General features: G+C 31.5%; 11 protein-coding genes and 1 other RNA gene. 6 read left to right on the top strand and 6 right to left on the bottom strand.

Annotated features, from left to right (window positions below):
- The first annotated feature begins 197 nt into the window (after positions 1–197).
- The 3 genes from ACH5TW_RS06770 (at position 198) to ACH5TW_RS06760 (ending at position 10,808) form a co-directional block, all read left to right on the top strand.
- Positions 198–8,528: a T9SS type B sorting domain-containing protein gene (locus ACH5TW_RS06770; RefSeq protein ID WP_439335742.1), complete on the top strand. Its 8,331-nt coding sequence runs from the start codon at positions 198–200 to the stop codon at positions 8,526–8,528.
- 40 nt (positions 8,529–8,568) lie between these two features.
- Positions 8,569–9,546 carry a PorP/SprF family type IX secretion system membrane protein gene (locus tag ACH5TW_RS06765; protein WP_439335741.1) on the top strand — a complete coding sequence of 326 codons (978 nt, stop codon included), beginning with the start codon at positions 8,569–8,571 and terminating at the stop codon, positions 9,544–9,546.
- Positions 9,547–9,665: 119 nt separating this feature from the next.
- Entirely contained in the window at positions 9,666–10,808 is a 1,143-nt protein-coding gene (locus ACH5TW_RS06760; RefSeq protein ID WP_439335740.1) for an MFS transporter, read from the top strand.
- A gap of 116 nt (positions 10,809–10,924) precedes the next feature.
- Here the strand turns inward: ACH5TW_RS06760 and ACH5TW_RS06755 are convergent, their stop codons facing one another.
- The 4 genes from ACH5TW_RS06755 to ACH5TW_RS06740 all read right to left on the bottom strand — a co-directional run bounded on the left by ACH5TW_RS06755 (position 10,925) and on the right by ACH5TW_RS06740 (position 15,335).
- Complete coding sequence (locus tag ACH5TW_RS06755; protein ID WP_439335739.1) at positions 10,925–11,773, bottom strand: carboxypeptidase-like regulatory domain-containing protein; 849 nt, start codon at positions 11,771–11,773, stop codon at positions 10,925–10,927.
- Between the two features lie 93 nt (positions 11,774–11,866).
- Complete coding sequence (locus tag ACH5TW_RS06750) at positions 11,867–12,886, bottom strand: cytochrome d ubiquinol oxidase subunit II (protein WP_439335738.1); 1,020 nt, start codon at positions 12,884–12,886, stop codon at positions 11,867–11,869.
- A 1-nt stretch (position 12,887) separates the two neighbouring features.
- Complete coding sequence (locus ACH5TW_RS06745; RefSeq protein WP_439335737.1) at positions 12,888–14,192, bottom strand: cytochrome ubiquinol oxidase subunit I; 1,305 nt, start codon at positions 14,190–14,192, stop codon at positions 12,888–12,890.
- A gap of 108 nt (positions 14,193–14,300) precedes the next feature.
- The gene (locus ACH5TW_RS06740) at positions 14,301–15,335 is read right to left on the bottom strand and encodes a glutaminyl-peptide cyclotransferase (protein ID WP_439335736.1); all 1,035 of its coding nucleotides are present in this window, start codon (positions 15,333–15,335) and stop codon (positions 14,301–14,303) included.
- Positions 15,336–15,423: 88 nt separating this feature from the next.
- Between ACH5TW_RS06740 and ffs the strand changes: the two genes are divergently transcribed.
- Positions 15,424–15,522, top strand: an RNA gene (gene ffs / locus ACH5TW_RS06735) — signal recognition particle sRNA small type.
- Between the two features lie 125 nt (positions 15,523–15,647).
- Positions 15,648–16,451 (top strand): SDR family oxidoreductase, encoded by an 804-nt coding sequence (locus ACH5TW_RS06730; RefSeq protein ID WP_439335735.1) that lies wholly within the window; start codon positions 15,648–15,650, stop codon positions 16,449–16,451.
- Positions 16,452–16,453: 2 nt separating this feature from the next.
- Here the strand turns inward: ACH5TW_RS06730 and ACH5TW_RS06725 are convergent, their stop codons facing one another.
- A complete protein-coding gene (locus ACH5TW_RS06725; RefSeq protein ID WP_439335734.1) occupies positions 16,454–17,881 on the bottom strand; it encodes a TlpA family protein disulfide reductase in 1,428 nt (475 codons plus the stop codon).
- A gap of 275 nt (positions 17,882–18,156) precedes the next feature.
- Between ACH5TW_RS06725 and ACH5TW_RS06720 the strand changes: the two genes are divergently transcribed.
- On the top strand, positions 18,157–19,776 hold the full coding sequence (locus ACH5TW_RS06720; RefSeq protein ID WP_439335733.1) for an ABC-F family ATP-binding cassette domain-containing protein: 1,620 nt from the start codon (positions 18,157–18,159) through the stop codon (positions 19,774–19,776).
- Between the two features lie 78 nt (positions 19,777–19,854).
- Here the strand turns inward: ACH5TW_RS06720 and ACH5TW_RS06715 are convergent, their stop codons facing one another.
- Positions 19,855–20,091: a putative signal transducing protein gene (locus tag ACH5TW_RS06715; RefSeq protein ID WP_439335732.1), complete on the bottom strand. Its 237-nt coding sequence runs from the start codon at positions 20,089–20,091 to the stop codon at positions 19,855–19,857.
- Between the last annotated feature and the right edge of the window lies 1 nt (position 20,092).

Below are 20,092 nucleotides of genomic sequence, written 5' to 3'. Positions count from 1 at the left end.
AAACGCATTAATTTTGGTTCGTTTTTTCATTGTTACAAAAAAAATACCGATATTTATGCCGTTTAAAAACTTTAAATAAAGGATGAAATTCATTTTTTGTAGTATTAGTAATCTTTTTTGTAATTAAGCAATTAAATAACGAGTGACATTTCTTTTTTATTCCCCAAAGTTTAAAAGAAATTCTAAATATAGCCACCATGAAAAAAACTACTTATGTAAACAAAGGAATTGTTTTTTTATTGTTTATTACTCTGTTTTGTAGTAACTATGTTTTTGCTCAATTACCTGTCCCTTTTTCACCTAGACTTCCTGGTGGAAGTATAAAAGTAAAAGGAGATATCATTTTAATTGGTAATAGTATAGTTACAGCTAAAGATTTGCCTTTGCCATATAATGGTACAGAAATAAATAATAATAATGAAGGTGTTTATGTAAATGTTGCAAGTGGAGGTGACCCATCAATATTTAGTTCAAGTAGCGCAGATTTAGCTATAAACAATAATTGTAAAAATATTTTATACGCTGGTTTATATTGGGCTTCTGTTTATCCATTAGAAGTAGCTAATAATAGAAGTGTGCAATTTGAAGGCACACCTAGACTGGAAGATTGGAATCAAATTAAGTTTAAACTTCCAACAGGCGGATTTATAGATCTAGTAGCTGATAATAACCCTGATCCAGTAGGTGATGAGGATGATATTATTTTTGATGGATATGAATATTATGGTTCTGGCGTAGAAAATTCATTTAAAGATTCACCAATAATATGTTATAAGAATGTAACAAGCTTATTACAAGGTTTACCAGAAGCAGATGGTGAATATACTGTAGCAAATTTAAGAGCTACAAGAGGAATAAGAAGAGGAGGGTGTTCAGCGGGATGGACATTAGTAGTTATTTATGAAAGCCCTATATTGCCAAGTAAATTTATTTCAGTTTTTGATGGATATGCTGGTGTACAAAATACCACAGAATTAGATATTCCAGTTTCAGGTTTTCAAACCTTGCCAAGTCCTTTACCAGTAAATTCTAATATTGGAGTTGCAGCTTTGGAAGGTGATATTGGTATTACTGGTGATTCATTTCAATTCAAAGCAAGTACATCAGGTACTTATACCGTATTAAGTGACGTAATAAATCAACCAAATAATTTTTTTAATTCTAGTATTACTATTGATGGTGCACATGTTACTAATAGAAATCCAGCAAGTTTAAATACTCTTGGTTTAGATGTTAATAATTTTAGATTACCAAATCCATTAAACTCCGTTTTGCCTAATGATGCTACTGCTGGAGATTTAAAATTAACCACTAATGGAGATGGATATGGTGTGTTTTTAACATCTTTTGCTGTTGAAATTATAGAACCTAAGATAACATTAACTAAAATAGTTGAAGATCCAGCAGGGAATGATATTGGAAATCAATTGGTTAATCTTGGTGATGAATTAAATTATGTAATTGGTTTTCAAAATACCGGTAATGATGATGCGACCAATCTTATTATTAGAGATATACTGCCTATAAATATTGATTTTAATTATCCAACAGATATGGGGTTATTACCTCCTGGAGTAACAGTTCAAAGTTATAACTCAACAACTAGAGAACTTATTTTTAGTGTCGATGATTCTGTAGTTGAAGAGAATGACCCTGTTCAAGAAATACGTTTTAAGGTAACTGTAGTATCTTCATGTAGTTTATTAAATGACGCTTGCTCTAATATAATAACAAATCAAGCTTATGTAACATATAATGGTACAATAAATTCAACTTTTGTTATTACTGATGATCCAAGTTTTAGTGCTAATACTGGGTGTTTATTAACACCTGCTGCAACAAATTTTTTAGCAGATTTAAATTGTACTTTTGAGGAAGAAGTAATACTTTGTGGTGATAATGTTTTATTAACTTCAGGTAGTGGATATGATGCCTATTCATGGTCTACGAGTCCTTCAGGAACTCCAGTGATAGGGACTACACAATCTATTACAGTTACAACACCAGGAACATATTATGTAAGTAACACTGCTATCGCACCTTGTCAATCCACAGAGCAAACGTTTGAAGTTATTACATTTGGAGCTAATGTTACAAATCCAGTTATCCCTTTTGCAGATCAAGTGGTTACTTGTCCTAATGATGGTAAATTATTGCCTAATATCTTTTTGTGTGGTGCAAACGATTCAAGGTTTATTCAAACAGGTATCACTGATACAACATCTATGATATGGGAAAAATTAGATGAAACAAGTTGTACTGCAATTATAAATCAAGATTGTGCTAATGAAGATTCTGCTTGTACTTGGAACCAAATAACAACCGGTCCAGATTTTATTGCAGATACTGCGGGTCAATATAGGTTGACTTTAAATTATACAGGAGGTTGCTTTAATCAGTTTTACTTCAATATTTATACAAATTTATTAGTACCTACAGCTACAACAAAAGATATAATTTGTACAACACCCGGAGAAATTAATGTTGGAGGAGTTCCAAGTGGTTACGAATATAGTATTGATGGTATAAATTATCAACCAACTAATATTTTTCCTATAACTTCACCAGGTATTTATAGTGTAAACGTAAGGCAAATTGGAGTAACTCCAAACCCATGTGTTTTTTCAGTTCCAGATGTACAAATAAGACAACGTGATTTTACGGTTTCAACAAATATAATCCAACCATTTTGTAATGGAGATTTTGGTAGTGTAATTGTCGCAGCAAATGACGCTCGTCCTCAATATTATTTCTCAATTTATGAAGGAGCTACTCTTGTAAATAGCGTAGGGCCAATTATAGCAAGTGACTATACTTTTAATAATTTAAACCCAGGAATTTATACTGTAAATGTTTCTACTGAAGATGGTTGTTTATATACTGGAGATATAGAAATTATAAATCCTCTATTATTAGAAGCTACATCTGCTTTAACAAAACCATTAACTTGTACAGATGGAGAAATTACAGTCTATCCAGTTGGAGGAACGGAACCATATTTCTATTTTGTAAACAGTACAACAATTTTTCAAACATCACCTATAATTAACGTAACAACAACAGGTGTTTATGATATTACTGTTGTAGATTCAAATAATTGTTCTGCAGATACATCAATAACAGTAAATACAATACCTTCTCCTGATTTCACAGTATCTAAAACAGATATTTTATGTGCTGATGCAGTAAATTCAGGCAGCATAGATTTTAACGTTACAAATCTTAATGGAAATACTTTAGAATATAGTATAGATAATGGAGTTACGTTTTCGAACTCATCAGTTTTCACTGGTTTGAGTGCTGGAGATTATGAAGTTTTAGTTCAGTATACTTATGGAACCGATGTTTGTATTACAACACCACAAGCTATTACTATTGAAATTGCTCCAGCAATTAACGGAGCAGCTACATTAACAACGCCTTATACATGTACAACTAATGGTGTAATAACCGTTTCAGGAGTTACTGGAGGAATAGGGCCTTATGTTTATAGTATAGATGGTATAAATTTTCAGCCGGGTCTTACTTTTTCTGGATTAACAGATGGAACTTATACAGTAACCATACAAGATGCTAATAACTGTTCATTTGTTACGGCACCTGTAATTATAGATTCTTTAAACCCTCCAACAGATTTAGATTTTACTAATACGTCTATAAGTTGTCCAGTATTAACTTCAGATGTAACCTTAACCCCAACAGGAGGAACAACACCTTTGGAGTATAGAATAATATTGCCAACAACAACGGGTTATCAAACTTCAAATGTTTTTACAGGATTAGTATCTGATACTTATACTTTTGAAGTACGAGATGCTAATGATTGTACGTATGCAGAATCCTATACAATCTCTCCATTACCACCTGTTACAGTAAACATGATAATAACTAAAGATTTAGATTGTACTGCATCACCCGATGGTATTATTACTGGAAATATTTCAAATGGTATAGCACCATTTACCTATCAAGTTTCTTTTAATGGAGTTGCTTATGGAAGTTCTACTTCTGTTACAGGATCATCCTTTACGCATACAGCTACTACAGATGGTACGTATCAATTTCAAATAACCGATGCAAATGGATGTACTACCGAATCGGGAGTTCAAACAATTAATGCTATTTCATTACCTGAAATAAGTTCAATTTCATCAACTCCAAATATTTGTAGTGGTGATACAAACGGAACTATAGATATTACTATTAATAATTCTGTTGGCACACCACCATTTACAATTAATGTTCGTAATGATACAACTGGAAGTAATTTTGGCAGTCAAACTAGTGGACTGCCTTCTGGTAATTACACCGTTACTGTAACCGATTCTAAATCTTGTATGGATACTGCAACTTTAACAATTGCAGCACCTGATCCTATAAATGTTGTTTATCATCCAGAACCAATAACATGCGACCCTATAGGAGGTGTTTCAAAAGGTTCGGTTGTTGTTGATGGTGTATCTGGAGGAACCGCACCTTATAATTATTTTGTAACAGGAACAAACGGATATTTTGACTCAGAACTTAATGCTTCTGGTTCTATTTCTACTACGTTTGATGTAGTTGATTTTGGATTATATCAAATTAACGTTGTTGATGCTAATGGCTGTTCTGTTTTAATACAAGATGTATTAGTGGCATCGCCGCCAGACCATTTTGATATTACAGTTTCCTCACCGCCAGCAGATTGTTCTACAGGAGGTTCAGCCTTAGTTGCTGTAGGTACTGCTCTTGCTAGTGCAGGTCCATTTCATTTTGCAATTTATACTGGACCAGGAATGACATATACGGCTCCAACAGCTTTTCCTTGGCAAGATGAAGATGCTATAGCTAGTAAGCAAACTACGTTTAATAATTTAATACCAGGAGCAACATATACATTTATTGTTTTTGATGAGTCAACAGGTTGTTATTATTATGAAACGTCTACAACTCCAATTCCAACAAATTCAACATTAACAACTAATGCATTAACCTCCAATAATATTACTTGCGTTGGAAGCGCTGATGGTAATGTAAGTTTTGATGTAACAAGTGTTTATCCTGCTACAACAAATATTACTTATGAAATATTTGATTCGCAAACTTTAACATCTACAGGTATTTCAGGAACTGGAACTATTCCAGTAAATGGTACATTAAATGTTTCAAATTTTGGATCACTAGATTTTGGTAATTATTTTGTTTTAATTACCGAAGGGGCAGGAGCAACAAATTCAGGTTGTAGTGTAGTAAGTGTTCCTTTTAATATTTCAGAATCAGCATTCGATTTAAATATTTCTGCTACTGTAGATAAGAATGCTAATTGTAATCCGAATTCAGGAGTTATTAATGCTATTGCAAGAGATGGTACAGCACCATATTTATATCAAATAACTACATCAGCAACGCCTCCTTTAGATACTGATCCATCTTGGGCATTAACTAATGTGTTTAATATGGATGCAAATAGTTATTATGTGCATGTTAAAGATGCTTATGGTTGTATTAGGTCTACACCTGTTTTAGTTTTACCATCTGATCCAGAACCAGTAATTACAGCTACTCTAAACAATCAATGTACTGTAACAGAAGGTAACTTTGAAATAGATGTAACATTAACTACAGCAGGCATTGCCCCATATAGTTATAGTATAGATGGCGGTGTTTTTCAAACACGTACAACACCATTTTCTATATCAAATTTAGCTTCGGGAACACATACTGTTGAGGTACAGGATGCTAACGGATGTGGTAATTTAGTATCAATAGATATTGTAGCACCAATAGCTATAATACCTAATGTTACAACATTACCAACATGTAATGACGCTGATGGAGAAATAGCAGTAACAGGTTCAGGTGGAACAGGAATTTATAGTTATTCTATTAGTCCAAGCCCTGCTTCAATAAGTTTAAGTGGTAATGTGTTTTCTGGTGTCCCATCAGGCACATATACTGTAGCTATTACAGATACAGTAACCTTGTGTTCTGAAAGTGTAGAGGTCTTTTTGCAAGCTGCAACACTTCCAAGCATAACTATTACATCTCCAACTGCTGTAACATGTTTTGGAGATAATAATGGAACATTTGAAATTAATGTTAGTGGGTATTCAGGATCTTATACATATGAGGTTTTTGATAGCTCTTCTACTTCTGTTTTTGGTGTAGTTTCAGCTAATACGACAACGAATCCAGTATTGGTTTCTGGTCTTTTAGCCGATAGTTATACGGTTGTTATAAATGAAACATCAAGTCCTTTTTGTTCTGCAACTACAGGAACTGTAATTATTTCAAGCCCTACATCAGTATTATCAGTAGTCGCAACAGAAACTTCTAGTGTAACTTGTGATGACGATAAAGGAACAATCACTTCAGTTGCAAGTGGAGGTTGGGGAACTTATGAATATGAATTAACAGGAGCAGCAACGGTTGCATATTCTTCAAACGGAACATTTACAAATTTATCTGCAGGAGTTTATACGGTTAACGTAAGAGATGCAAGAAGTTGTATAGCTTCAGATGATGTTACTCTTATTATTCCAGATCCTATTGATGCTGTTGTTACAGCAAATACAACATTATTAACTTGTTTTGGAGATACTAATGCAAGTATAACAGCAAGTGCAGTTACAGGCGGGCAAGTAAGTAATTATTCATTTACATTAAATATGCTATCTCCTACTATAACATCATCTGGACCACAATCTTCTCCTGTTTTTACAGGATTAGGAGTAGGGACATATAATGTAGTTATCACTGATGGATATAATTGTGAATTTACTTCTGCAGATATTATAATTACAGAGCCAACAGAAGTACAGGCATCATTAGTTAAAGTAGTATCCCAAACTTGTTTGACTGATTCAACATTAGAATTAAGTGCTACAGGAGGTTCTGGAACTTATGAATATAGTGCTACTGAAACTTTTACAACAGTTTTAGGTTCATTTTCTTCATCTGTTATAATCCCTGTTAGTGATGGTTCTTATATGTATTACGTTAGAGATGCTAATGGTTGTAATGCTAATGTTTCAAATGAAATAACTATTGATCCGCTTCCAGTATTAGAAGTTACAATTGATGCTACCAACGCTAAAATTAATTGTGCTGGTGATTCTACAGGTGTTATTGTTGCAACTGCTCAAGGTGGTTTAGGAAGTTATGTTTATACTTTACAAGATGACACAGGAACTAATATTTCACCACTTAATCAAAATGCTACGGGTGTTTTTACAGATCTTTCTGTTGGTTCTTATCAAGTAAGAGTAGATAGTGGAGATTGTTTTACAACATCTACAATCATTCCAATAACAGAACCTTCTTTGCCATTAGATATTAATTTTAATGTTACAAATGTTACTTGTACTGGAGCTAATAATGGCTTGTTAGAAATTGTAGCAACTGGTGGAACAGGAATTATAAAATATGCTATTTCACCACAGTTAAATCAATTTTTTGAATCACCAATTTTTGAAAATCTAGCATCAGGAAATTATCAAGCTATAGCACAAGATGAACTAGGTTGTTTTGTTCTTTTTGATTTTGTAATTAACGATCCTATACCTGTTTCTCTTAGTATTGTACCAAATTCTATAATTCCAGAATTGTGTAATGGAGATGATAATGGAGCTTTTAGCATAGAAATATCTGGAGGAGAGATGCCATACAGTGTTGCTTTAGATGATATTAATGGTATTTATACAACAGGAACTTTAACTCAAGCACAGTTTGATTTTACAAGTTTATCTGGTGGCGATCATATTGTTTATGTAAGTGATGCTCTAGGTTGTGAGTCTGAATGGAATATAACGTTCCCCGAATCTGTACTTATTAATCCGTTTGTAGATGTAGAATATGGTTGTTCAAATAATTTATCAACTAATACTGTAACAGTTAGTGTTGATGCCAGTATTACAGATCTTTCAAATTTAAGCTATTCACTAGATGGAGGCCCATATCAAACAAGTAATGTATTTATAAATGTACCTCAAGGCTTAAATCATTATATCGATGTAAGTCATACAAATGGTTGTATTAAACGAACAGACTTTTTTGATATTTTAGTTTATGATCCTTTAACATTGGTATTACAAGATGGTGAACTAAATCAAATTGTTGCTGTTGCATCTGGTGGATCTGGTGATTATGAATTTACATTAAATGGAGAGCCATATGGTAGTGAAAACACATTTATTATTTATGCATCTGGAGATTATACAGTTACTGTAACTGACCGTTTTGGATGTGTAGCTTCTGCTACACGGTATTATGAATACATAGATGTATGTATACCTAATTATTTTACACCTAATGATGATGGTAATTTAGATGAATGGGGGCCAGGATGTACTAATCAATATAAAGACCTAGAGTTTAATATTTTTGATAGATATGGTCGTAAAATTGCCACCTTACGAGTTGGTGAAAAATGGGATGGTAGATATAATGGAGCAGAACTTCCAACTGGAGATTATTGGTATGTTGTAAAGTTAAATGATACAAAAGATAATCGTCAATTTGTAGGACACTTTACGCTTTATAGATAAGGATAATTAATGGTATTAACCATTAAATATAAATAAACAAATGCGAAAATTAATTATATATATACTTTTCTTTTTTATAGCAAACAGCTATGGACAGGAATTGAATTTGCCTGTTTTTACACAGCATTTAGCAGATAATAATTTTGTTGTATCTCCAACATATGCAGGTATTGGTGATAATTTAAAAATAAGAGCTAACGGATTGACACAATGGGTTGGTATAAAAGGAGCACCAGATAATCAATCGCTTTATGGTGATTTTAGAATATCAAATCGTTCAGGTGTCGGATTTTCAATGTATAATGATAGAAATGGAAATACTATTCAAACAGGTTTTAAGTTTTCTTTTGCACATCATCTTACCTTAGATTATTATTCTAAACAATATTTATCTTTTGGTATTTCTTATAACATTAATAATTTCAGAATAGATATTAATAATTTTAATACCACTTATGAAAACCCAATTATAGATCCTTTTGTTACAGATGATAGAAGAACTTCGAATAACAATTTTGATGCTGGTTTTTTGTATAGAAATAAAGGTTTTTTTTTAAGTTTTAATGTTAATAATCTTTTAGATAAAGATATTGATAATAATATTAGGGTAGCAGAACCTAACTTGCTTTTAAACTATCAAATATATTCGGGGTACACTTTTAATGGCCCCAAAAAAAGTGGTTTAGAGTTTGAACCATCTGTATATTACCAAATGTTTGCGAGCGATAAACGTTCTAGTACCGATTTAAATTTTAAAGTACGAAAGTTTAATAGAAAAGAAGATTATGTTTGGGCAGGTATCTCGTATCGTTTCCTTAACGATCAATTATTAAAACCTTTAAACATAGGTCCTATGGTAGGGTTTCAAAAGAGTGTTTTCTATTTTGGGTATGCTTATCAAATAACGACTAATGAGTTATCAGCTTATAATTCTGGAACACACGTTATAACTATTGGGTTGAATTTTTTACAAGGTATTAGCGATTGCCCTTGTGTGCAAAGTGCGGTGCATAAATAGCTTTATAAATAAAAAAGAATTATAATCTTTTTTAGCTGAGGTTACATTAAAATCATAAATATTTAATATAATAATATCAACGAATTCGACTATTTTTGCGGCTCAAAAAAAATGAGTTAATGGAATTAAGGTCTAAACAGCGTATAGCGTTAAGCACATACTTTTTTTTATCAGGTATTTGTTTTTCTAGTTGGGCGTCTCGAATTCCAACAATAAAATCTTTTTTTAATTTTAATGAGGCCGAATTAGGAACTATTCTTTTGGCAATGCCAATAAGTTCTCTCATAGGATTACCCATTTCTGGTTGGTTAGTATCAAAGTTTGATAGTAGAACCCCTTTAATAGTAGCCTTTATCTTTTTTTCTATATCACTTACCTTAATAGGTTTTGCAAGCACTCCTTTTTTATTAGTAGCTGCCGTTTGCTTTTTTTCATTTTGTATGCGTATCATAAATATTTCTATGAATACACAATCTATAACCTTGCAAAAAAAGTTTGAGAAACGTGTTGTAGGAACTTTTCATGGTCTTTGGAGTACAGGAGGATTAGTTGGAGTTGGGTTTTCTACATTAATGGTGAAAATGAATATTGCTATTCAAATACACTTGTCTATTATTTCAATAATGGTGTTGTTAATAGCTTTAATAGCTTATAAATACACACTAAAAAACGATAAATCATCATCAGGTAACAAATTAATATTAGGTAAGCCAGATCCATTTATATTGTATTTGGGCGTTATAATTTTTATAGGTGCCATATGTGAAGGCGGCATGTTTGATTGGAGTGGGGTGTATTTTAAAGAAGTTGTAAAAGAAGACGTCTTTACATATGGCTACCTTATGTTTATGCTAACCATGGCATTATCTAGGTTCTTTTCAGATAGATTGGTAAACCAAATAGGAATACAAAAAACATATATTTTAAGCTCAGTAGTCATTTCATCTGGCATGTTAATAGCAATTGTATTTCCTTATTTTTGGTCGGCATTATTCGGGTTTTGCTTGGTAGGATTTGGTACAGCAGCTATTTTTCCAATGACAATATCGTTAGCAGGAACTTCAAAAAAATATTCTCCAGGTATGGCAATTTCTATAATAACTACCTATGCTATTTTTGGTATGTTATTAGGTCCGCCGTTAATAGGCTATTTAGCACATGCTTTTAATTTACAAAAGGCCTTTTTATTGTTTGTAATTCTTGGCTTTATGTTTATTCCTGTTTCTTATTCGTTTTTTAAATACCAGTCAAAAAATAATTAGGGCGTTATCTTTATCCTGGGTTTAGGTCAGGACCAAGGTCTGGCTATCCGTTATAGTTTTGGCTCGAGACTCACCTCGCCAAAAGCTGTCACTACTATCCATAACGCAAAACACTACTACCTAAAAAGGTTAGTGATTTTATAAAACAATTTACCAACATTAGTGCGCTCAATTTCACCATTTTTTAATTTTTGTTTGCGTATTTTTCTTTGTCTTTTATAAAAGGCAGCACCATTTTTTCTGGCAAATTCTCTTTTTCTTTTTTGTTCCAATACTTCTTCAGGAGTTAATTGGTATGTTGAAGTACAAGATGTCGCACCTCCAACTACTACAATACCACCAAGGTAGCTTTCTTCTAATTCTAATAAAATAGGTTTAGAAAAATCAGCAGTTAGTTTAAGCTCTTTAGTTATAAAGCCAACATAGCTTATTATTAATATATCATCTGCTTTAGCTTCAATAGAAAAGTTTCCATCAAAATCTGTTGTTGTACCAATTTTAGAACTTTTAATAATAATATTAGCTCCAGGTAAAGGTATTTTATCAGCATCCAAAATAACACCTTTTATTAAGTTGTTTTCTACTTTAGGAGTGCTTTTAATTTTTCCTTGAATCTCATGATTATGTGTTTTATCAACTAGAACCGTTTGAGGCTTCTCTTGAGCAAATGATTCCTGACTCGAGATTCCTAAAAGAGCAAATAGTCCAGACGCTACATAAGATAAATAATTGTTTTTTTCTTTTCTGCTAAAGACTAAATCACGTTTTAATTGAGTGTTTTTAAATCGCCCGCAAACATTTCCATTTTTAGTGAATGTTTGTACAATTTGTTCGTCTGTTTTTGAAGTAAAATCATAAACAGTTTTTTTACATACAGCACAATGTCTACCTTTTTCTTCTGGAGTCATAGTGTTCCAGTCTTCATGACATGGTTTCGGAATATCAATAGTTATTACTTTTCTCATAGTTCAAATAACTATAAGAAAAACATTAAATAAAACTAAAAATGAGTGAACGCCCCTTTCTAGTGAGTGAAATCATTTTAGTTGTAAGTAATTCTACCTTTCAAAAACTTTAATCATTTTAAAAGACTTAAATAAATGAAATAAGCCAGGTAAAATAATAAGCCCTCCAACAATTAACGAAGCACCCAAAACTGTGATAACACTTTCAGTTGCTGCCGTATCTATAAGGCTAATTTCTTTATTAGCTGCTATAATTAAATCTGGAAAATGTGTAATAAAAGCAGCAATCATAATTAATACAACCTGTATGCCTGCTAAATATCGGCTAATAATTTGATGAGCATTTTTTATGCTTTTCAATAAAGGGTATATTAAAATAGCCGACAAAACAACCAAACTTATAGCATAAGGATTGTCTATAAAATCGGTTACAAAGGATACATTATAAATAAAGCCATAGCATAATAAAACAAATCCCATTGCAATTACAATAATGGTAGCTATTTTAGATTTTTTAGCATATATGCTTGTATCTTCATCATTAGCTTCACCAATTAATAATACAGCAGTTAAAAAGGCACATAGTGCCGCAAAAAAACATCCTACTAAAATAGAAAAACCATTAAACCAAGGGTTTATAAACAATTCGTAAAAGGTGAAATTTTCATAGTTGTCAGTTATAATTAATTGGCCAGATAACATAGCACCAAAAGTGGTTCCTAAAAAAATAGGAGTGAGGAGGCTGGATATTCTAAACATCCAATCATATAGAATTTGCGAACTATCTTTATATGCATCATAATGTCTAAATACAAAAGCAACCCCTCTTAGCGTAATTCCTAATAAAATAAGGGTTAACGGAACATGTAAATACACAACAAGCACGTTATAAAAATCTGGAAAACCTACCCATAAAATAACCATAAGAATAATAATCCATATATGATTTGCTTCCCAAACAGGCCCCATAACACGATACACCGTTTTTTTTGTGATGATTTGATTGTCTTCAGAAGAAAATAATTCAATAATACCTGCTCCAAAATCGGCTCCAGCTAAAACAACATAAAGTAGTAACGAAAACATTAAAAAGAATAAAACAACGTATAACATATTAAGCTAGTTTAGAATTGTTAAGCGATTTTATTTGACGCATCATAAGCCATGTTACAGCTACAGTTAGTATGCTGTAAAGTACCACATACATATAAAAGCTATATACCATTCCTGGCATGGGAGTAACGGCATCTTTTGTTTTCATAATATTATGAATAATCCATGGTTGTCTACCAACTTCGGTAACTATCCAACCAGCTTCTAGTGCTATAAACCCCATAGGAGCTAATATGGTAAATAGCAACCAAAACCGTTTATTAAGCCACCATTTTTTCTTTTTTAAACTTATAAAAAATAAAATTCCAACTATTAAAAGTAGCGTGCCAATACCCACCATAACTTGAAATGCATAATGTACAATGGCAACTTTAGGTCTTTCATCTTCAGGAAAATCGTTAAGTCCTTTTACTTCGGCATCAAAATCTCCAAACGCTAAAAAAGAAAGCGCCTTCGGAATTTCAATTTTATACGATACTTCTTGTTTTTCTTCATCTACAATCCCTCCAATATAAAGAGGAGCGCCTTTGCTTGTTTTATAATGGGCTTCCATAGCAGCTAATTTAGCTGGTTGGCGTTGTGCTATATCTTTTGCAGAAATATCGCCACTTAATGGTTGTAAAATAGCAGCAATAGCTCCAAAGGTTATGGCGATTTTAAAAGCTTTTTTATGAAGTTCTACATGTTGCTTCTTATATATTTGAAAAGCATGAATACCTGCTACAGCAAACCCTGTTGCTGTAAAGGCAGCAAGTGTCATGTGTAAAGCTTGAGTAAACCAAGCAGGATTGAACAAGGCTTTTACGGGGTCTATATTTAAAAATTCACCATTTATATAATCAAACCCAGAAGGTGCATTCATCCATCCATTAGCAGATACTACGAGTATACCCGACAAAACACCAGAAATACCAACAATAACACCTGTAAGCCAATGAAATTTTTCAGGCAGTTTTTTCCAACCATATAAATAAAATCCTAAGGCTATGGCTTCAACAAAAAAAGCAGCACCTTCTAATGAAAAAGGCATGCCTATTATAGGACCAGCATATTTCATGAATTCTGGCCACAATAACCCCAATTCAAATGATAAGGCAGTTCCAGAAACTGCGCCTGTAACAAAAAAAATGGCAACACCTTTTTGCCATGATTTAGTTAGTTTTAAATAAATAGGATCTTTTGTGTTTAGCCATTTTTTATGAGCAACAATCATAAAAAAAGGCATTACCATACCAATACAAGCAAACACAATGTGAAAAATTAGGGTAAATGCCATTTGTAACCTAGCAGCATCTAAATTATCCATAAAATTAGGCTTTAAAATAGTATCACAAAGATACTTTTTAAAGCCTGATTTTTAGGTAACAATTATGACAAAAGAGTGAAAAATTTTACCGAGAAAATAATAACTATTTTACTTTTCAATAATCTCAACTTCAAATAATTTATCCCAACGTTTTCCAGTAACAAATACTGTTTTTGTAATTGGGTTGAAAGCAATCCCGTTTAGTACGTCTAAACCTTGGTGTTGAGTTACTAACTTTTTTAAAGGCGAAAAATCTATAACACCAATTACGGCTCCGTTTTTAGGATTAATAATCGCAACGCCATCTTTTTGGTATCGGTTTGCATAAATGTTTCCATTTATCCATTCCATTTCATTGATACCAATAATTTTTCCTTTGTTTGTATATACTTGAATAAAAGATTCTTCAACTAAAGTTTCAGGGGTTAATAGCCATATTTTTTCTGTACCATCACTTTTATATATTATGTTATCATTATTGCAAAGTCCCCAGCCTTCTTTACTATTACCATATTTAAAGCTACTTAATTTGTTGAAAGAATTAATATCGTAAACAAATCCTGTACCTTCTCTCCAAGTTAATTGATATACTTTATCATGTAAAATAGTTAAACCTTCGCCAAAGTATTCATCTGCTAAATCTATGTTTTTTATGATGTCACCTGTTTTATAATCAATATGTCTGAGTTTAGATTCTTTGTATTGACCAGTACTTTCATATAAATTATCATTAGCAAATTCAATGCCTTGTGTATAAGATGTTATATCGTGCGGGTATTCATTAATAATCTTATACGTGTAAATTTTAGGTGCTTCATTATTTAAAATAGTAATCGTAGTATTTACAGTTTGCTTTTCGTTGTTGAAATATACATTAGCTTCAATTGTTTGTTTTCCTAATTTTCGATTTTTCAAACTAATTTTATCACTTATATATTTGCCTTCAAAAGTATAAGTGATAGAATCTATTGTATATTTTTTTTTGTTTTCTATAGATAGTTTTAGGGTCTCATTGATAGAGATATTACCTTTTATAGCGTTAGTTTTAATAGAAAAATCATTTTTTTTATGACCTGTTTTTGATCCACATGCAATAAGAGATCCGCTTAAAAATATGATTGCTAAGTATTTAATAATTTTCATGGCTACTGTAAAATTTTAAGCAAGGTATTTATTTAAAATCAGTTTAAAAAATCATTGTGAAATTTTTAAAAGGTTGTATCTTTGCACTCGGCAAGTCCTACACAACCAGCTCCTGTTGAATCCTCCAGGTCGGGAACGAAGCAAAGGTAAATGGTCGTAGCGGTGTGATGTAGGTAGCTTGCCTTTTTTTGTACAATAAACTCAAATCTTGAAAGCTATGGCGAATCAAGATTTTTTAGTTTTTGAACATTTCCTCATTAGAGGATATCTTATAATTAATATTGTATTTTTAAGGAATAAATAATAAAGAGTATGTCTAAAGTTGTTTTAATAACAGGAGGTTCTTCTGGTATTGGTAAATCTATAGGAGAGTTTTTAAGTGAAAAAGGTTTTAAAGTTTATGGAACCAGCAGAAATCCAGATAATTATCCTGAAAGCAAGTTTCCTATTTTAGCTTTAGATGTAGCGAATAATGATACTGTTTTACAAACAGTTAAGACTATAATTGAAACAGAAGGACAATTAGATGTTGTAATAAATAATGCAGGAGCCGGAATTACGGGGCCTATTGAAGAAGTACCAGAAGAAGAAATTAAAGCTAATTTTGAAACTAATTTTTTCGGCCCCATAAAAGTTATTAAAGCGGTATTGCCACAAATGCGTAAACAACAATCTGGTTTAATTATTAACATTACATCAATAGCAGGTTATATGGGCTTGCCTTATAGAGGTATTTATAGTGCTAGTAAAGGTGCTTTAGAACTTTTAACGGAGGCTTTTAGAATGGAAATAAAAGATTTTAATATAAAAATGACTAATGTAGCTCCGGGTGATTTTGCTACTAATATTGCTGCAGGAAGATACCACGCTCCGCTTTTAGATGATTCTCCTTATAAAAAGCCTTACGGTGATACTTTAGACCTTATGAATACGCATGTTGATAATGGTAGCGATCCGTATTTAATGGCAAAAGAAGTATTTAAAATTATAAATACAAGTACACCTAAAGTACATTATAAAGTAGGGGAGTTTATGCAGAAATTTTCTATTGTTTTAAAACGAGTTTTACCAGACACCGTTTATGAAAAACTCATTATGAACCACTATAAACTATAGGGCTATTTATTAATTAAGCCTAAAAGTTGTTCTTCAAAATTTCTAGAAAATATATTGGTATTACTATTTGCAATCTTTTTGTTTTCATCTATAAGAATAGTTTTAGTCATAGGATGAATTGCAAAAGTTTCAATTGATGCTTCAGGATTTTTAAAGTGATATTCATCACTACATGAATAGCGGTTTTCTTTTAAAAACTGTTTCGATTTTTTTATGTCGTAGTCATCAATATTAATAGAAATAAACCTAACTTCAGGATATTTTTTCTTTAAACCGTTGATTTTTATGTGGTTATCTTTAAAGTGGGCGTAATATGTATGAGACCAAAAACTTATAACAGTTGGAGAATTAACAAGGTTATTAATATTTAATTCATCATTTTTATAGTTAATTAAAGTAACGTTCGGAATTACCGATCCAATTTTTAAATTATTTATTGAATTAGTAAAACGCGTTATCATTTTTTTACCTTTTTCATCTTTACTTTTTTTCAAGTAGGCGTTTAAAATCACATCATTATTTTTTAAGTCTTTATTTCTCGAAATATAGTTTACTGTAAAGTGATACAGTAAATCATCCTTTATATACGGATTACTAACTAAACTATCTATAAGATTAAGCCGGTCTATATTATAGCATAAATCACTTCTTTTAAATTGATCATCAAGTTTATGATGGCCAAAATGTTCTTGAAGAGCTAAATTGTTGAAACTAGATTTTAAAAAATTATTATAAATGAAATTATTTTCCTTTAATAAACTATCATTATAGCTAACATTTTTTCTGTAATTGTAAAAATCTTTTGGTAACGATTTTAAAACATCTTTTTTGCTATCGCCACGGTGCCATAACGGGTATACTTCTTTACTAAAGTAGTAGTTATATTCGTTATTGGTTTTTGCTATTTTTTCAAATAAATTAGAAGGTTTATATTTTTTTAAAAAAGCAGTTAGTTTTTGTTTTTTTAGTAATGAGAGTGAATCTAATTTGTCTTGATAATCTTCTGGACTTAGCTGACAATACTTGTAAATTTTTTTTTCAATTTTCTCATTTTCTAGAAAGTCATTAATTAAGTAGTTGTTTTTTTTAGCTCCAACACCAGTAAACACTAAAGATTCATCAAAATCTATGGTGTTTAATCTTAATAGTAGACTATCATTTGGTTCTAAAAAAACTATTTGAAATTCGCCACCATGTTTAAAAGTATAAATGCCTTCTTTTAGGTTGTTGATTTTATATATAAATCTGTTTCTGCCATCTAGCTTAATAGTATCTATGACAGTGTTCGATTTAGATAAAATTATTAAGTTATTATTTGGGTTAATAATTTCACCACCCAAATAGGCAAAATTACCTTCAGCCTTATTGGAATCATTTTCACATCCAAAAAGCATAAGTGATGATATAATAACTGATAAAAATAATTTCATAAGTCCCTCTGCAAATAATTACTAACAAAAATATAGCTTGTATTCATAAACTCATGTTAATGCGTTGTTAAATCTTTTTACATCAACAAACCGTATAGCAAGAGAGATTACAGAAAAATAGATGCGCTATGTTTCGTCTTACCAATTGATTTTTCTACTTTTGCAAAAACTTTCAAAACAGATATATGTCAAGGAGTAAATCTTATTATATTGAAAGTTTATCAAGTCTTTATTAATAAATTATAAACATCTGAGTAAAATATAAAACAATCTCTATGTTATCAGTATCTAATCTTTCGGTTCAATTCGGAAAACGTGTTCTTTTTGATGAAGTAAATACCACATTTAATAATGGTAATTGCTACGGCATCATTGGTGCAAACGGAGCAGGGAAATCAACTTTGTTAAAGATTATTTCAGGCAAGCAAGAGCCAACTTCAGGTCATGTGTCTTTAGAATCTGGAAAGCGTATGTCTGTGTTAGAGCAAGATCATAATTTATATGATGAGCACACCGTTTTAGAAACTATTTTAATGGGAAATAAACCATTGTTTGAGATTAAAACTCAAATAGATGCGCTTTATGCTGATTATTCTGATGAAAATGCTGATAAGATAGGTGAGCTTCAAGTACGTTTTGAAGAAATGGATGGTTGGAATGCCGATAGTAATGCAGCCGCCATGTTATCTAACTTAGGTATTAAAGAAGAGTTTCATTATACATTAATGGGCGATTTAGATGGAAAACAAAAAGTACGTGTGTTATTAGCACAAGCTTTATTTGGAAATCCGGATGTCTTAATTATGGATGAGCCTACCAATGATTTAGATTATGAAACTATTTCATGGTTAGAAAACTTTTTAGCTAATTATGATAATTGTGTGATTGTAGTATCGCACGATAGACACTTTTTAGATGCTGTTTGTACACATATTTCTGATATCGATTTTGGAAAGGTAAATCATTATTCTGGTAATTATACGTTTTGGTATGAGTCGTCTCAATTAGCAGCACGCCAACACGCACAACAAAACAAAAAAGCCGAAGAGAAAAAGAAAGAGTTAGAAGAGTTTATTCGTCGTTTTTCTGCCAATGTTGCAAAAAGTAAACAAGCAACTAGTAGAAAAAAGATGATTGATAAACTTGATATTGGTGATATTAGAAGAACAAGCCGTCGTTATCCTGCTATTATTTTTGAACGCGAAAGAGAAGCTGGAGATCAAATTCTTAATATTGAAGGTTTAAGTGCTTCTACTGATGGTGAAGTATTGTTTAGAAATATTGATTTAAATTTAGTAAAAGGTGATAAAGTAGTTGTATTCTCAAGAGATTCTAGAGCAACAACAGCTTTTTATCAAATTATAAATAATAAAGAACAAGCTGATGTAGGTAAGTTTGCATGGGGTGTAACAACTACACAATCATATTTACCATTAGATAATAGTGAGTTTTTTAATAATGATTTAACGCTTATTGATTGGTTACGCCAATGGGCGAAAACCGAAGAGGAACGTGAAGAAGTTAACATTCGTGGTTTTTTAGGAAAAATGATTTTTAGTGGGGAAGAGGCTTTCAAAAAATCATCGGTATTATCTGGAGGAGAAAAAGTACGTTGTATGTTATCTAGAATGATGATGACAAGAGCGAATGTACTTCAATTAGATGAGCCAACAAATCACTTAGATTTAGAGAGTATTACAGCATTTAATAATTCATTAAAGAATTTTAAAGGCACTATTTTATTCACAACACACGATCATGAGTTTGCGCAAACGGTAGGTAATAGAGTGGTAGAATTAACTCCAAATGGCGTTATTGATAGATACACAACGTTTGATGAATACATGCAAGACAAGAAAATAAAGGAATTGCGTGATAAAATGTATACTGTTTAAAGGTCTTAAATAGTAAGTATAAAAAAAGGATGCTCTGAATTTATTCAGAGCATCCTTTTTTTATTATAAAGATTAATATTAGTCTTTTAATTCTGTAGTAATGCTTTCAATAATTGGAGTTGCTTTTTCAATTTCATCTTTGTGAACATAAACCTGTTTGAAAATAGTATTTGATGTACCAAATATTGGAAGTAAACCAGAGTCTGTCTGATCTTTAAGTACAGGGATAATATCTAATTTTTCTAGTTCAGAAATTATACGTTGTACAATTATTAATTCTCCAGTATAAATTTTGATATAGTTTGAATCAATCATG

Source organism: Thalassobellus sediminis, from assembly GCF_044386045.1.
GTDB classification, from domain to species: domain Bacteria; phylum Bacteroidota; class Bacteroidia; order Flavobacteriales; family Flavobacteriaceae; genus Thalassobellus; species Thalassobellus sediminis.
This window is presented reverse-complemented; position numbering and strand designations above follow the sequence as displayed.

Bases quoted from the DNA above. Each gene is read 5' to 3' on its own strand.
- ACH5TW_RS06770 (WP_439335742.1), top strand. From the start codon at position 198: ATGAAAAAAACTACTTATGTAAACAAAGGAATTGTTTTTTTATTGTTT.
- ACH5TW_RS06765 (WP_439335741.1), top strand. From the start codon at position 8,569: ATGCGAAAATTAATTATATATATACTTTTCTTTTTTATAGCAAACAGC.
- ACH5TW_RS06760 (WP_439335740.1), top strand. From the start codon at position 9,666: ATGGAATTAAGGTCTAAACAGCGTATAGCGTTAAGCACATACTTTTTT.
- ACH5TW_RS06755 (WP_439335739.1), bottom strand. From the start codon at position 11,773: ATGAGAAAAGTAATAACTATTGATATTCCGAAACCATGTCATGAAGAC.
- ACH5TW_RS06750 (WP_439335738.1), bottom strand. From the start codon at position 12,886: ATGTTATACGTTGTTTTATTCTTTTTAATGTTTTCGTTACTACTTTAT.
- ACH5TW_RS06745 (WP_439335737.1), bottom strand. From the start codon at position 14,192: ATGGATAATTTAGATGCTGCTAGGTTACAAATGGCATTTACCCTAATT.
- ACH5TW_RS06740 (WP_439335736.1), bottom strand. From the start codon at position 15,335: ATGAAAATTATTAAATACTTAGCAATCATATTTTTAAGCGGATCTCTT.
- ACH5TW_RS06730 (WP_439335735.1), top strand. From the start codon at position 15,648: ATGTCTAAAGTTGTTTTAATAACAGGAGGTTCTTCTGGTATTGGTAAA.
- ACH5TW_RS06725 (WP_439335734.1), bottom strand. From the start codon at position 17,881: ATGAAATTATTTTTATCAGTTATTATATCATCACTTATGCTTTTTGGA.
- ACH5TW_RS06720 (WP_439335733.1), top strand. From the start codon at position 18,157: ATGTTATCAGTATCTAATCTTTCGGTTCAATTCGGAAAACGTGTTCTT.
- ACH5TW_RS06715 (WP_439335732.1), bottom strand. From the start codon at position 20,091: ATGATTGATTCAAACTATATCAAAATTTATACTGGAGAATTAATAATT.